General features: G+C 64.6%; 17 protein-coding genes. 7 read left to right on the forward strand and 10 right to left on the reverse strand.

The features are described from left to right. Positions 1-30 precede the first annotated feature (30 nt). The 5 genes from HALRU_RS11460 to msrB all read left to right on the forward strand — a co-directional run bounded on the left by HALRU_RS11460 (position 31) and on the right by msrB (position 2464). Entirely contained in the window at positions 31-261 is a 231-nt protein-coding gene (locus tag HALRU_RS11460) for a hypothetical protein (RefSeq protein ID WP_015301549.1), read from the forward strand. Positions 262-350: 89 nt separating this feature from the next. Further along, positions 351-944, forward strand: a complete 594-nt coding sequence (locus tag HALRU_RS11465) for a GNAT family N-acetyltransferase (RefSeq protein ID WP_015301550.1) — start codon at positions 351-353, stop codon at positions 942-944. Positions 945-1106: 162 nt separating this feature from the next. Next, positions 1107-1628 (forward strand): hypothetical protein, encoded by a 522-nt coding sequence (locus tag HALRU_RS11470; protein ID WP_148680683.1) that lies wholly within the window; start codon positions 1107-1109, stop codon positions 1626-1628. 127 nt (positions 1629-1755) lie between these two features. Next, the gene (locus HALRU_RS15745) at positions 1756-1926 is read left to right on the forward strand and encodes a hypothetical protein (RefSeq protein ID WP_007703156.1); all 171 of its coding nucleotides are present in this window, start codon (positions 1756-1758) and stop codon (positions 1924-1926) included. 133 nt (positions 1927-2059) lie between these two features. Then, entirely contained in the window at positions 2060-2464 is a 405-nt protein-coding gene (gene msrB / locus HALRU_RS11475) for a peptide-methionine (R)-S-oxide reductase MsrB (protein WP_015301552.1), read from the forward strand. Between the two features lie 109 nt (positions 2465-2573). Here msrB and HALRU_RS11480 read toward each other — a convergent pair whose 3' ends face one another. Genes HALRU_RS11480 through HALRU_RS11495 form a run of 4 tightly spaced genes read right to left on the reverse strand, consistent with a single transcriptional unit; the run spans position 2574 to position 6180 of the window. Then, positions 2574-3629, reverse strand: coding sequence for a hypothetical protein (locus HALRU_RS11480; RefSeq protein WP_015301553.1), 1056 nt, complete (start codon positions 3627-3629; stop codon positions 2574-2576). A 17-nt stretch (positions 3630-3646) separates the two neighbouring features. Continuing rightward, positions 3647-4351 carry a hypothetical protein gene (locus tag HALRU_RS11485; protein ID WP_015301554.1) on the reverse strand — a complete coding sequence of 235 codons (705 nt, stop codon included), beginning with the start codon at positions 4349-4351 and terminating at the stop codon, positions 3647-3649. Between the two features lie 24 nt (positions 4352-4375). Continuing rightward, complete coding sequence (locus tag HALRU_RS11490; RefSeq protein WP_015301555.1) at positions 4376-4855, reverse strand: hypothetical protein; 480 nt, start codon at positions 4853-4855, stop codon at positions 4376-4378. Then, positions 4852-6180 carry a hypothetical protein gene (locus tag HALRU_RS11495; protein WP_015301556.1) on the reverse strand — a complete coding sequence of 443 codons (1329 nt, stop codon included), beginning with the start codon at positions 6178-6180 and terminating at the stop codon, positions 4852-4854. Before HALRU_RS11495 ends, HALRU_RS11490 begins: the two co-directional genes overlap by 4 nt. A 265-nt stretch (positions 6181-6445) precedes the next feature. Here HALRU_RS11495 and HALRU_RS11500 point away from each other — a divergent pair, with 265 nt between their 5' ends. Together HALRU_RS11500 and HALRU_RS11505 are read left to right on the forward strand one after the other, a co-directional pair. After that, complete coding sequence (locus HALRU_RS11500) at positions 6446-7504, forward strand: ComEC/Rec2 family competence protein (protein ID WP_015301557.1); 1059 nt, start codon at positions 6446-6448, stop codon at positions 7502-7504. Next, positions 7501-7773: a DUF3006 domain-containing protein gene (locus HALRU_RS11505; RefSeq protein WP_015301558.1), complete on the forward strand. Its 273-nt coding sequence runs from the start codon at positions 7501-7503 to the stop codon at positions 7771-7773. Before HALRU_RS11500 ends, HALRU_RS11505 begins: the two co-directional genes overlap by 4 nt. 17 nt (positions 7774-7790) lie before the next feature. On the opposite strand, the gene HALRU_RS11510 is transcribed toward HALRU_RS11505, so the two are convergent. The 6 genes from HALRU_RS11510 to HALRU_RS11535 form a co-directional block, all read right to left on the reverse strand. Further along, on the reverse strand, positions 7791-8489 hold the full coding sequence (locus HALRU_RS11510; protein WP_015301559.1) for a DUF2270 domain-containing protein: 699 nt from the start codon (positions 8487-8489) through the stop codon (positions 7791-7793). 254 nt (positions 8490-8743) lie between these two features. Then, on the reverse strand, positions 8744-9079 hold the full coding sequence (locus tag HALRU_RS11515; RefSeq protein ID WP_015301560.1) for a DUF7344 domain-containing protein: 336 nt from the start codon (positions 9077-9079) through the stop codon (positions 8744-8746). A 57-nt stretch (positions 9080-9136) separates the two neighbouring features. Further along, complete coding sequence (locus HALRU_RS11520) at positions 9137-9826, reverse strand: helix-turn-helix domain-containing protein (RefSeq protein ID WP_015301561.1); 690 nt, start codon at positions 9824-9826, stop codon at positions 9137-9139. Between the two features lie 116 nt (positions 9827-9942). Then, a complete protein-coding gene (locus HALRU_RS11525; protein WP_015301562.1) occupies positions 9943-10518 on the reverse strand; it encodes a 50S ribosomal protein L15e in 576 nt (191 codons plus the stop codon). A 216-nt stretch (positions 10519-10734) separates the two neighbouring features. Further along, positions 10735-11268 (reverse strand): hypothetical protein, encoded by a 534-nt coding sequence (locus HALRU_RS11530; RefSeq protein WP_015301563.1) that lies wholly within the window; start codon positions 11266-11268, stop codon positions 10735-10737. A 299-nt stretch (positions 11269-11567) separates the two neighbouring features. Then, a complete protein-coding gene (locus HALRU_RS11535) occupies positions 11568-12473 on the reverse strand; it encodes a serine/threonine-protein kinase RIO2 (RefSeq protein ID WP_015301564.1) in 906 nt (301 codons plus the stop codon). Between the last annotated feature and the right edge of the window lie 525 nt (positions 12474-12998).

Consider the following 12998-nt stretch of genomic DNA (forward strand, 5'->3'; position numbering starts at 1 on the left):
TTGACGTACTGTCCGCACATCCTACAGAATATGAGCACGAACGCAGTCCTGATCGACGAGGAATCGACCGGCCACCCGGCGCCCCAGCACGACCCCACCGTCGACGCGCTCGAAGAGCGGATCGCCCGGACCGAGCGCAGACGAGTCGACGTTACCGAGCTCGACGTCACGAGCCTCGAGACGTTCGTCGAGGAGAACGTCGGCACCCACCTCGTCTCGCTCGAACACCGCGGGGGCCGCACCTACCTCGTTCTCGAGTAACGTCACAGGGTCCGAGTCGGTCGTTATCCCGTCGATGCACCGTAACGTCGGGGCCAACAGCTTTGACGGTCGACCCGAAATCGGGCCACATGCCGGGACCACCGTTCTGCTCGGGTGAGCAGGTGACACTGCACCCGATCCAGCGAGAAGACAGTCGGTTCTGCCAGGAGTTGTTGAACGAGCCGCGGGTTCGCCGACGAATCGCGAGTACTGACCCGATCACGGCGGCGGCCGAACGCGACTGGATCGAGAGCCAGGACGAGCAGGACGGATTCAATTTTCTGATCTGTCGTGACGACGCGCCGACCGACGGCGACGATCCGCTCGGGCTGGACAGTGTCGACGAACCCGAACCCGTCGGGACGATCGGGCTGACCCCGGCCCACGAAGTCTGGGGAACGGCGGAGATCGGCTACGCGATCGCGCCCGAATACTGGGGAAACGGCTACGCCACCGAAGCCCTCTCACTCGTCTGCCAGTACGCGTTCGACGAGCGCCGCATCGCCAAGCTCCACGCCGAGACGTTCGCGACGAACCCGGCCTCGGCGCGCGTCCTGACGAAGGTGGGGTTCGAGAAGGAGGGGTCGTTCAGAAACGAGGCGTTCGTCGACGGCGCGCGCGTGAACGTGATCCGATACGGCCTCCTGGCCGAGGAGTGGGACGAAAACGGGGCCACTCGGTAGCCCCGGAAGCCGTGATCAGGGCAGTCTTCGTGACCGACGCGTACCGACTCGGACCGATACCCGGTAGAAAGACACTTCTCCGTCGGTCCGCTTCGTCGGATCGTGACCGAACAGGGCGAAGCGCCGCCTGCAGGCCAGGGGTCGCCCCCCGGCGAGAACGACGTGGCGACCGGTGACGAGAGCCCGCGGATCGAGGTGTACCCCGGCAAGGAGGTCGTGGTCGACTTCGATCCGGGGCTCACGTTCGAGTGCGTTTCCGAGTGCACCTGGTGCTGTCAGCACGGCGTCTTGCTCTACGGGAAAGACCTGATCGAACTGGCCAGTCGAGCGAACCTCTCCGAGACGACGACGGACTTCCGCGGCGAGAAGTTCGTCACCCGCGAGCCCAAAGACCGCGAGGAGCACGTCGCCGACGACGGCCAGGCATGTGCCTTCCTCGGGGACGATGGGCTCTGTCAGCTCCACCTGGAAGACGAACACGACTGGAAACCGACGCGGTGTTCGGTCTTCCCGCTCGCAGTCAGTCGGGAGGCAGACGGCCTCCACGTCGGGATTCGCGAGTCGGCCCACGACCACTGCGAGGGGCTCGGCGTCTCCGACCGCCGCGTGATCGACGAACTCCAGGCCTTCCTCCCCGAGTTGCTCTGGGAGCTGGAGAACCCCGACTCCGAGCGCGTCCTGTAGGCGGTGACGATCGGACGAGCGGGCGGTTCTCGCGTGGCGACTACCACGACGGATCGTGTGTTTCGCCGATGAACAGTCGCTGCAACCGTGGATAACACCTTAGACCGCCCGTGGTATACCGGCTCACATGGGCCAGACACAGGCACCACCGAAGCGGTCGCGCTGTCTGAACTGTGGGTTCAGCGCCCCGGATGGAGACGACGCGTGGGAGCGAGTCGACGTCCCCGGTCTCGGACGGATGAGTCAGTGTCCGGAGTGTACGAGTACGAACCTCATCACCGGCATCTCGATCAACTAGGCGCCTCTCCGAGACGAGAGATTGACTCCCGACGAGTGAGGGAAAATCGGCTCCCGGCGAGTGAAGTCAGAAAGGGGCTCCCAGGGAGTGACTCGGGAGACAGACTCTTTGGCGTCCCGGCCCAAGCCACGGTATGAGCCAGGACGTAACGGACCTCCCCGAAACTGACGAGGAGTGGCGCGAACAGCTCTCCGACGAGGAGTACGAGATCCTCCGCGAGGCCGGAACCGAGGCGCCGTTCAGCGGCGAGTACGTCGACCACGACGGTGACGGCACGTTCGCCTGCGCCGGCTGCGGCGAGACGCTCTTCGACGCGACGACGAAGTTCGATCACGGCTGTGGCTGGCCGAGTTTCTACGACGCACCCGAGGACAAGATCGAGACGCGCCTCGACACCAGCCACGGCATGCGCCGCACGGAGGTGCTGTGTGCGAACTGCGGCGGCCACCTCGGACACGTGTTCGAAGACGGCCCGGAGCCGACGGGACAGCGCTTCTGTATCAACTCGGTCGCGCTGGACTACGAAGACGAAGACTGACCGATCGACAGGAGTTTTCGCGTCACCGCCGGCATTCGACAGCGCCAGCAGTCGGTTTGAACCGGGCTGCGAGTCGCCGTCGTCACCACGGCAGCCAATCGCCGACCATTTATCGATCGGCCAGGGTCCGGTAGCGCGGGACGCCCGACATGTCGGGACGATCCTGCGCCGGCATCGTCGAGTACGTCGCGCGACCGAGCCCGCTCACCGACTGGCGGGTCCGGCCCGACGCTCCGCCACCGATCGACCGATCGCCGAGCGAACGTCCGTCGTCACCCATCCCGAGGAGACCCTCGTCTTCGTCGGTGTCGTCCGCAGTGGTACCGCCTTCGTCGCCCTCGCCATCGTGGTCCGCACCGTTCTCGTCACCGGCGCCCATCGACACGTCGCTCAGGCGGGACCCAGCTTCGTCGACGAGACTCGCCGCCGTGTCCGCGAGTCCGCCGTCACCGCCCGACTCATCCACGTCACTCGCCTCGTCGCCTGACTCGCCGGCGTCACCCGTCTCGTCGTCGCTCTCCTCGGTATCGCTCCCCTCGCCGCTTGGCTCTCCGCCACCACCGATGCCGAGCACGTCGTCGAGATCGGTTCGCACGTCGTCGAGCGCCTCCCTGAGGACGGCGGAAATCTCGTCGCCGTCAGCATCGTCCCCGGCGTCCGGCGTGGTCGGCGATTCCGTCGGATCCGATGGGGTTTCTGCGTCGGTGCGGTCTTCGTCTGTCGCCGTTTCGTCGGTCGTCGTTTCGCTGGCCGATTCGTCCAGCAGAAGGGGTGCCAGTGTCGTCATCGCGTCTCGTTCCCCCTCGTCGAACGAGGGCTCGGCGTCTTCGTCGCCGGCCAGTCGTGAAAGCGTCAGTATCGCCCGGAGCGATGCCACGTCGTCCGGATCGCCGGCGAGGATCGCCGCCGGGATCGAGTCGGCGCCGTCCGGGCGATCGATATCGAGCGCCGCCAGGAGCACCGCCGGCTCGGTGTCTTCGAGCAGGGCGACCGCGTCCGATCCGAGCGCTCGAAGCGTGGTCCGCCCGGAGGCGGACATGACATCGGCCGGGTCGGGCTCGTCGCTTTCCCTGACCTCGTCCGGAAGCGCGGCCCTCGCCTCGTCGAGGAGCTTTCGTACCCGTTCGGCGACGTCGTCGATCGTGGACTGTGATGCGGTCGACATTGTCGCGTTCTGGTTCGTCACTCCGATTCGTCGCCGTCGGTGACGGCGTCGACGATTCGACCGACCATCTCCTCGTGCGTGATGTTCGCGGTCACGCCGACGTCCTTCGCGATCGACTGGAGATCGCGGTAGGAGATAGACTGGAGGTAGGCTTCGAGGGTCTCTGTCTTGAGCGAGTCGAGGTCGTCGGCGTCGATCGACTCGGCGTCGGGTACCGACACCTCGGACGCGTCGGCATCCTCCCCCGGCGCCGATTCGGATTCCGCGTCGTCCCCTGACGCCGGTTCGTCGTCCACGTCCTCGGGTTCGTCGCCGTCGGCCACATCGGCGTCCCCGCTCTCGCCACCGATGGCGTCGGTGATGGTCGAGCCGAGCCCGGCATCCCGCGCGGCGTCGACGACCGTGGCGAGTGCCGACCCGCGGTCTCGCGACTCGGAGAGGGCGTCCGACAGGCCGTCGCGGACCGCCGTCGCGAGATCGGCGAGAATGTCCCGCGGATCGGCCGACTCGTCGATGGTGTCGAGCGCCTCCTGGACGCGCCGGCCGATGGCCGCGCCGACCCGTCTACCGGCCGCCTCGCCGAGCCGGGCGCCGACCGCTCGCCCCACCTCCGCGGAGTCGACCTGCTCGCCCAGCGACTCGCCGCCGACGAGTCCGTCGATGTCGAGCTGGTTCGTCGCCTCCTCGACCACGACCTCCGTCATGGAATCGGTGTCACTCATTGGAACCAGCGCTCGTTGCGACCGTCACGATTCGGCACTCGCGGCCTCCTCGGTCGATTCGTCGGAATCGGCTGCGGACTCCGACGCGGCGTCGTCGGTACTGTCCGAGTCGTCGGCAGCGTCCGCCGGTTCGTCGTCCGCCGAGTCGGTATCGCTCTCGTCCGCCGATTCGGAGTCGGCCTCGTCCGAGTCAGCTTCGCCGTCGCTTGCCTCCTCGGTGCTGTCCTCATCTCCGGCCGAGTCGGTGTCGTCCTCACCCTCGGCTTCCGTCCCGTCGCCGCCTGTGAGGAGGTCGTCGACGACGAACGAGCCGATCGTCTGGCCAAGTATCGCCCCGATCCTGCGACCGGCCATCGCCCCGATCGCTCCGCCGAGGGCCTGTCCAAGAGGTTCGTCTCCGTCCAGCGAATCCTCCCACTGCGTGCCCTCGAGTAACTCCTCGATGTCGATGCTCCCCGTGATCTCGCCGTAATCGACCCGGTCGGTCAGGCTTCCGTCGCTCATTGGGTTCCTCCGAAGTCGTCCGTTTCGTCGTCTTGTTGTCGTGCAGGCGATTGCAGCGTGGTCGGTCGTCCGTGGGCGGTCGTCTCAGCCTCATCGATCGTCGCATCGCCGTCAGTCGTCCCACCACCGTCGGTCGGTGCATCACCCTCTGCCGTCCCGTTCGCCTCGGGAACCCAGCCGCCGTCGGCGGCCGCGGGTTCCGCTTCCTCGCCCTCGCTACCAGAGTCGCCGCCCCCGTCGCCCGTTCGCTGATCGACAGCTGCGACGAGGCGCTTCAGTCCGGTCTTGAGTGCCCACGAGAGTGCCTTCTCGACAGGGATCGAGGGCAGCAGACTCCCCACGGCAGACCGCAGTCGCGAGCCGATCGACCGAAGGAATCCGCCCTCGGACTCGTTTCCGTCCCCCTCGGCTTCCCCGGACTCCTCCCCGTCTCCCTCGGATTCGTCACCCGCATCTTCGGATTCTTGCTCGTCAGACGATTGCTCCGCGGAATCGTCTTCCGAGTCCGAGTCGGGTGCCGATTCACTCTCCTCGGACTCGTCGCCCTCGTCGTCTCCGGACCCGTCCTGACCGCCGACGAACGGAATCAGACCGACGAGGCGTTTCTTCAGGCCGCCCAGTATCGAACTCGGCCTCAGTTTCCCCAGGGCGCTGCGAATCCCGGACAGCAGTCCGCCACCACCGCCGACCCCGTCCAGGAGACCGGCGACCTGCGAGAGGAGGTTGCCGAGCAGTCGCTGTTCACCTGGAACGGCGGAGATGTCGAGGTCGAGCTCGGGCAGGTGAATCTCGAGTCCGAGCAGGTTGACGTGGAGTCCTTCGAGCAGGACGTGGAGAACCGTCGCCGACCCCTCGGGTTCGTCACCCGCTTCCCTGATCGTGACCTCCTCGGCCGATTCGATCTCGACCGCCTCCATCTCGCCCGACTCGTCGCCCGCCCCAGACGACTCGGATTCCTCGTCCGTCGTCGACGACTCGGCGTTCTCACCGGTTGCTTCGGACTCGCTGTCCGCCGATGACTCGTCCGATCCCGCTTCGTCGGTCTCGGACTCCTGTTCACCCTCGCTCGATTCCTGCTCGCCGCTCCCTTCCTGCTCCTCGGCACTCCCCTCCGGTCCCTCGCCGCGCTCTTCTTGCTCCGCGCCGCCCGCCTGCTCGTCGTTCGCTTCCTCCTCGCTGGTGCTGTCTCCCTGCTCGCGTGCTGCGCTCGACGCGACGGCAAGCGCCGAGCGTTTCTCGCCGGACTCCGCCGCTCCGGCTTCGGCGGATTCCGTGTCCTGTGTTGCACCGGTCGACTCCTGTTTCGCGTCAGATGACGGGGGCATGCTCGAACCAGTAACAGTAAGACCAGCAGGTGGCCAGGTTCTTGGCCTTGCACGTGCTACTTTCGGGGTCCTGCCCGATTGCGAGACCGGCGATCGTGGCGACATCGATCGTTGGGGAAGTCGGGACCCTGTGGCGTTGACAGCCACCTGGGTTGGGAATAGAAAAACGGAACACGGCATCCGATCATAGATTCGAGTATATTTCCCACCAATAGTTTTAGAAATCCTCGATAAGGTATGTTCGTCCCCGGGACCGAGCGATCACATGAGCCGTCGCGCACTGTTGATCCTCGTCGTCACGTCGGTCGTCCTCCTCGGCGGCTGCCTCGAAGCACTCCCCAGCGAATATTCCGCCGACGGCTCAGCCGAACCGTCCGTCGTCGACGAACTCGAGGGTGACGACGTCCTCGAAATCCACCACCTCGATGTCGGGCAGGGCGACGCGACGGTCGTCCTCGCGCCGAACGGCGAGACGATGGTGATCGACTCCGGCGACTGGCACGACGATGGCGAGCAGGTGCTCTCGTTCCTCGAGGATCGCGGAATCGACCGAGTCGACCACCTGGTCTCGACGCACGGCCACTCGGATCACATCGGCGGCCACGCCACCATCATCGAGCACGTCGAGACCAAGGGCGACGGCGTCGGCGCCGTCTACGACTCGGGCGTCGCCCACACGTCGGAAACCTACGACGGCTACCTCGACGCGATCGAAACACACGACGTGTCGCTCAAACAGGTACAATCGGGCGATACGTTCGACCTCGGTGCCGTCGAGGCTCGCATCCTGAATCCGCCCGCGGACTCGACGTCCGACGACATCGACGCGAACGGCGTCGTCCTGCGACTCGACCACGGCGACGTCTCCTACCTGACGACCGGCGACGCCGGCGCCGACGCCGAATCGCGACTCGCCGAAACCCAGGGGAACGCACTCGACGTGGACATCTACCAGGCGGGCCACCACGGCTCGTCGACGAGTTCGACCCCGGCCTTCCTCGACGCCGTCGATCCGTCGATGACGGTGATCTCGAGCGCACAGGACAGTCAGTACGGGCACCCACACGACGAGGTGCTTCAGTCGTTCGCGGATCGTGACGTCGAGACCTACTGGACGGGCGTCCACGATGACGTCCTCGTTGCGACCGACGGCGAGTCGATCGCCGTCGACACGGCGAGCGATGGACCGACGGAGGCCACAGCGCTCCGCGACGAGAAGCCAGCCGACAGCGAGTCGCGCCTCCCACCGCCTGCGACCGTTTCGCCGGGCGCGCTCGTGGTGGGGATTCTTCCCCTCACAGCACGGACAGTGAGGTACCCATGAGCGGCGACGAAACCGCCGTCCTCGATCGCATCGTCGACGACGAGACGGCCGTCCTCCTGCTCGAAGACGACGGCGAGGTCGTCGACCAGGTGACGCTCCCGGTCGATCGACTTCCGGCGGACGGTCGGACTGACGGGGCCGTGTACGACCTCGAAATGGACGACGGCGACGTCGTCAGCCTCTCGTATCGGGCCGACGAAACTGCATCGCGACGGGAATCCGCCCAGAATCGGTTCGATCGCCTCGCGGAACGCCTCGACGACAAGTGAGGGGTCCGGCGGATGGCTCACTCCGAGTCCTTCCACTCGCCGTGCTCACCCTCACGAAACTCCTCTTTGGCCTCGCGTTCTAGCGGCCAGACCGTCAACGCCACCACCACGAGGACGTAGGCGGCCACGATCACGACGACGACGGAACCGGGGACGGTGCCGATCTCGGCGTCGTCGATACTCGCCCGCGTCGGCGCGAATGCCGTCACGCGGAACACCCAGGCGAAGAGCAACACCCCGAGGAGCGCAGCGTAGATTCGTTTGAGTCTGTTCGCGATCGCCTCTCGCAGCGAAATCTTGACCGTCGGACGGCGGTAATCCTCGCTGAGTTCGGCGCGCCAGTCCTGGTGCTCGAGCCCGCGGTCAGGATCGAGCGCAGGGGCGAACAGATTCTGCTGGAACAGTCGAATTCGCGAGCGATAGACGTCGTAATCGCGATATCTTCGGGCCTCGATGAGGAGGAAGACCGTCGCGACGGTGACGCCGACAAGGACGATGTAGTGTGGGTTGTCCGGGCTCGAGAACGCCCACGTGAGGATCGCGGCCATGACCGTCACCGTCCACGTCGTCGTCTGATCCAGACGTGATCGCCAGGTCGTCTCCCGGTCGAGTTCGCCCCGGTAGGCGTGTCCCAGAATCGCAGACAGGTACGAGGGATCGTCGTCGATGGCTTTGCCGACGTGGGCCTCGTCCGGATCGTTTTGGTCGCCACTCACGGGACGTCACCCGCGTTCGATCGTCGCGGCGGGACACGGGGACCTGGCTCGCCCGGGAGATCGATACGACACTGGATTCGTGTACGTGATTGTTGCCGCATAGATCGCTCTCGCGTACTACGCGACCGAAACCGAAGAACATCAGCCCAGCGTCTTCCACTCACCCGTCACCGATCGAGTCGGCGGAAAGTCGCGTGAGCGACCCGGAACCAACGGCGTTCGGTCAGTTCACTTCGTTCCACTCCCAGCCTCGATCACGCCCCGGCGACGTGAGAACCGTAGACCACGGTGACGAGATCGGCATCGTCAGCTTCAAACGTGACCTGATCCGTGATCGAGACGAACTCATCGCCTGGCTCGTAGTCGACGATACCGCGATCGCGAAGCCGCGGAAGGTGATTGTGACGGAGCGCGATGCGCGCCGACGTCGGATCGTCGAACGTGCTACCGCCGGCCCGATCGACCAGTCTTTCAGCCAACACCGATATCGGCAGCGGCCCGCTCGCAGCCAGAATCGAACAGAGCTGACGGCGATCGCCGTGGGTGAGCAGTTCCGAACTGTCGACGGCCGGCCAGCGAGGTGAACTCATTGTAGTGCCTCTACTTCACCAACGGGACCGACGCCCCTGTGCAACCGGACTGTACTATCAGTGTTTCAAGTCGGGGTCGGGAGCATCGGGCGCCGCGTACTCCGCGGAGACGACCAGCGTATTTCCGATCAACGCCTGGTTCGCCCGCTGAAGGCGCTTCGAGAGCGACTGTTGCGTAATTCCGAGTTCGTCCGCGACGTCCGTGAGCGCCGCTTCCTTTGGTGTCTCGAAGTAGCCGGCCTCCCATGCTGCGACCAGCGCCTCCTGCTGTTTCGGTGTCAACCCATACTGACCACCGGTTTTCGGCTGCGATAGCTGGGTGAGTTGCTGCAGACTGAACGCGATCCGGTGTCTCTCACAGTAGTCCTGAAAGGCACCGAGCTGGTCGCGGTCGTCGAAGCGAATGCGAAGCTCCCACCGCTGGTCGGTCCCCGTTGCCTCCAGGATCACGGCCTCGATTTCGGTGTACGCGTACAGGACCGACTGGACCTGCGCCGTCCACTCCGCACGGTAGAGTGCCGAGTCGGCGAACTCGTCCAACTTCTTGATTTGCTGGATCGTTTGATCGTCACGCGCTGCCGTCTCGAACGCACTGGGTGAGACGCCCGAAATCCAAAAGTACGGCGTCAGCACCTCGTCCGTGACCACGACGCGTTCGATCTCGATCGCCATTTCCGGCACCGCCGTGAGCGTTTCGTGGAGGGCGAACGCCGATGACGGAACGTGGAATTTGCCGAAGATACTCACAACACACGTAGGTAACCAACCGATAAAAATGGTGAGATCGGACAGAAATCGGGATGTTCCAGGAGAGATCGAGTATACGCCGGCCGACCATTCGTCGGTCGGTTACTCGCTGGCGATTACTCGCCGTTGTTCGACGGGCGAACCTTCTCGGTGCCCTTGCCGCGGTTCTGGAGACCACGGTTCGACTTGCCGGCGTTGGTCAGGCCACGGAACGCACGGTTCGTGTGCTCGTCCGCGCAGATCCAGTTCAGGTCGTCGTCGTTCTCGATCGCCGGGTGCTCCGGATCCACGAGGATCACTTCGAACCACTTCTGGGAGCCGTCCTCACCGACCCAGTAACTGGCCAGCACCCGCAGGTTGGGGTACTTGCGGGAGACGCGCTCCTCGCCGATGCGCTGGATGTTCTTGCGCCGGCCGATGCGGTTGACGCCCTGGCGCTTGGACCGCCGACCGGCGGTGAAGCGCTCCTTCCGGGCGGTCCCCTTGCGGACGGAGACACGCGTGAGGACGATGCCCTGTTTGGCCTTGTAGCCGAGTTCACGGGCCTTGTCGAGTCGCGTCGGTCGCTCGATGCGCTCGATGGCGCCCTGTTTGCGCCACTCCTGTTTGCGTTGCCACTGCAGTTCCCCGAGTTTACCGTCGCCGGGGTTCTTCCATGCCTCCTTGATGTGGGAGTAGAAGCTTCGTGCCATGTGTATCACCGCGGGCGTTCCTGGTTCAGACCGGTCAGCCGGCCCACATTCCAACCCGTGGGTAACCCGTACGGGTGCCCGCTGGTGCCCGCCGCCCAGCGTAGCTACCCATACTACCGAACGTCGTTTCATAAGGGCTTCGAAGCGCTGTCGTCCGCAGTGTGGCGGTTCCAGACGGTATCGAGACGAAAGCTCACCACCACAGTTCGTTCCTGCTTAGTCGAGCACGGCGAACCGCTCGAAACGACCGGCAGGGGTGAGCCCGTTGATCGTCGCGAACGTCACCCCGAGAACGAGCCCGTACACCAGATGCCCGATGGCGAAGATAACCGCGGCGACGAGTTCGCCCGCAGCGCCCGGTAGCGGCAGGAATGGCAGGGGCAACGTCGCCACGTCCGCACGCGTCATGGCAACCGGGAACACGACACCGCCGGCCACTACACCGATAAACGCTCCGTACGCGACCCCGGCGAGGGCCAGGTCGGTAAAGTCACGAACCTGCTGGCAGATCGGCGCTCGCGAGACACAGACGGCGAAAGCGAGCCCGAACGCGACGCTGATGAGCAGATGAATCGTCCACCCCCAGACGACCGATTCCCCCGGGACGGGCGCCAGCCCACCGAGTAGTTCGATCAGGCCGGCCCCGAAGTGCATCACGAGCCCCATCGCGAGCCCGGCGACGATCGCCGCAACGGCGCCGCCTCCCCAGATGCCACCGCGCGTGTACTGTGGAACGGTATCAGTCGACATAGTGAACGGACGGGAGGCGGTGGCAAAAAGTCGACACCCATCGCACGCCACGTTCCCACTATCGACAGGGTGGATGAGCGAACACCGGAGCACCACACCCACCGAGACGACACGAATCACCCCCACGAAACGCCCCTACCCCGCTATACAGCCGTTATACTGTCAAAATCTACGAGTTGAGCGACGACACCGCGACCGAGATTCTGTATAGCGCTATAGAGTGTATTCGCCAAATATAGGCCACCCTATTTAAAGAGTGGCACGAATCGAGGCGGGCGTCAGAAAACGTCGCGAGCGGGCTACTGACTGGTCTGCACGGAGTCGAACGTCCCAGATCGGACGGCGGCCGCGATGGACGGCACGTCCCACTCCGGAAGCTGGTTCGGATACTTTCGATCGAAGTATCCAACGAGGTTGGTCACGTCGCGTTCTAAAAACTCGTCGGCGTTCGGATGATCCGTCGGAACAGCCTGAGGCCAGTCGAAGATCGTCACACCGCCCTCGTCGACGAAGATGTTGTATTCGCTCATGTCCGCGTGGATGTACCCCAGTTCGTACCCGCGCGTGAGTTCGACCAGTAGCATGTCGAGAACGCCGACGACCTGGTCGTCGTCGAGTTTCGCCCGCGAGAGCTCCACACCATCCATCTTTTCCATCACGATCGCGTGGCGATTCTGTTCGATCGGACGCGGCACCGAGACGTCGGGGTAGAGCGCCTCCAGAATCTCGAACTCTCGCTCGGCCGCCTTGCGCGCAGTGTACAGCCAGGAGACGTGCTCGCGATCGGACGTGTAATCGCGCTCTTTGGCCACCTTCCGGAAGTTCGTGTACCCCTCACGGTGGTACTTGAGCGCGAGCGGTTTGTACGAGCGGACCTCGTAGACGTCGCTCTCTTTCCCGACACCGAGAGGTGAGCCGAACTCACCGATGACGTCTCGCTCGACGAGTGCTCGTAACGCGAGCGTGTCGTAGCCCTCGAACTGCAGGGTGTAGCCCTCGTACTGGATCGTCTTCTTCTCGACGAGGCCGCGTTTGAGACACCGTTCGAGTCGGTACTCGACCTCCTCGGGAGTGAGACTGCTGAACTCGGGGAGCTTCTCCCGTTTGACCCACTCCGAAAACCGCATCCCCTGTTCGACGCCGGAGAGGAGATAGAAGTCCTCGGCGTCGAGATCGGGAAGTTCCGGAGCGACGTTTCGAACCATGCCCCCGCCTAGACGGTGCGGCGGTAAAAAGCGCGCGACAGTCGAATCGACCTGCTCACCACGGCCCGCCAGCGGCTGTGGGCCAACCTGTACCGTGATCGAACGAAGTGCCGGCCGAACGGCGCGATCGCATCGGATCGTCCATCCGATGTCCCGGCAGTCATGTTCGCTATCGAACGGTCGGTTCGATCAACCGGGTGCCCGATGCGGTCCACAGCTCGAAGCAGTGGCAACCGCCCGGTTGCGAACCCAAAATACGCAGGCATCAGTTGGTTACCGGCCCACCGGAGTTCGATCGAGTTCCAGAACACGGCCCGAGAGATCCGATATCGGACCGGTGGTTCTCCCAGGAGAGCGATGACCGCGCCAATCAACTCGGAAACGTAGCCCGTTCCGCGATCGCGACAGCAATCCCACAAACAGATACCCGCTATTTCACGCAGTACAGCCACCCTGAACCCACATTTGTCGATTTATAAACTATATAACGCAATATAAAATGGCCCTCGGCCAGTTCAGCTCTCC

Source organism: Halovivax ruber XH-70 (assembly GCF_000328525.1).
Lineage (GTDB): Archaea > Halobacteriota > Halobacteria > Halobacteriales > Natrialbaceae > Halovivax > Halovivax ruber.

Bases quoted from the DNA above. Each gene is read 5' to 3' on its own strand.
- HALRU_RS11505 (WP_015301558.1), top strand. From the start codon at position 7,501: ATGAGCGGCGACGAAACCGCCGTCCTCGATCGCATCGTCGACGACGAG.
- msrB (WP_015301552.1), top strand. From the start codon at position 2,060: ATGAGCCAGGACGTAACGGACCTCCCCGAAACTGACGAGGAGTGGCGC.
- HALRU_RS15745 (WP_007703156.1), top strand. From the start codon at position 1,756: ATGGGCCAGACACAGGCACCACCGAAGCGGTCGCGCTGTCTGAACTGT.
- HALRU_RS11515 (WP_015301560.1), bottom strand. From the start codon at position 9,079: ATGAGTTCACCTCGCTGGCCGGCCGTCGACAGTTCGGAACTGCTCACC.
- HALRU_RS11525 (WP_015301562.1), bottom strand. From the start codon at position 10,518: ATGGCACGAAGCTTCTACTCCCACATCAAGGAGGCATGGAAGAACCCC.
- HALRU_RS11485 (WP_015301554.1), bottom strand. From the start codon at position 4,351: ATGAGTGACACCGATTCCATGACGGAGGTCGTGGTCGAGGAGGCGACG.
- HALRU_RS11460 (WP_015301549.1), top strand. From the start codon at position 31: ATGAGCACGAACGCAGTCCTGATCGACGAGGAATCGACCGGCCACCCG.
- HALRU_RS11530 (WP_015301563.1), bottom strand. From the start codon at position 11,268: ATGTCGACTGATACCGTTCCACAGTACACGCGCGGTGGCATCTGGGGA.
- HALRU_RS11480 (WP_015301553.1), bottom strand. From the start codon at position 3,629: ATGTCGACCGCATCACAGTCCACGATCGACGACGTCGCCGAACGGGTA.
- HALRU_RS11465 (WP_015301550.1), top strand. From the start codon at position 351: ATGCCGGGACCACCGTTCTGCTCGGGTGAGCAGGTGACACTGCACCCG.
- HALRU_RS11500 (WP_015301557.1), top strand. From the start codon at position 6,446: ATGAGCCGTCGCGCACTGTTGATCCTCGTCGTCACGTCGGTCGTCCTC.
- HALRU_RS11535 (WP_015301564.1), bottom strand. From the start codon at position 12,473: ATGGTTCGAAACGTCGCTCCGGAACTTCCCGATCTCGACGCCGAGGAC.
- HALRU_RS11495 (WP_015301556.1), bottom strand. From the start codon at position 6,180: ATGCCCCCGTCATCTGACGCGAAACAGGAGTCGACCGGTGCAACACAG.
- HALRU_RS11490 (WP_015301555.1), bottom strand. From the start codon at position 4,855: ATGAGCGACGGAAGCCTGACCGACCGGGTCGATTACGGCGAGATCACG.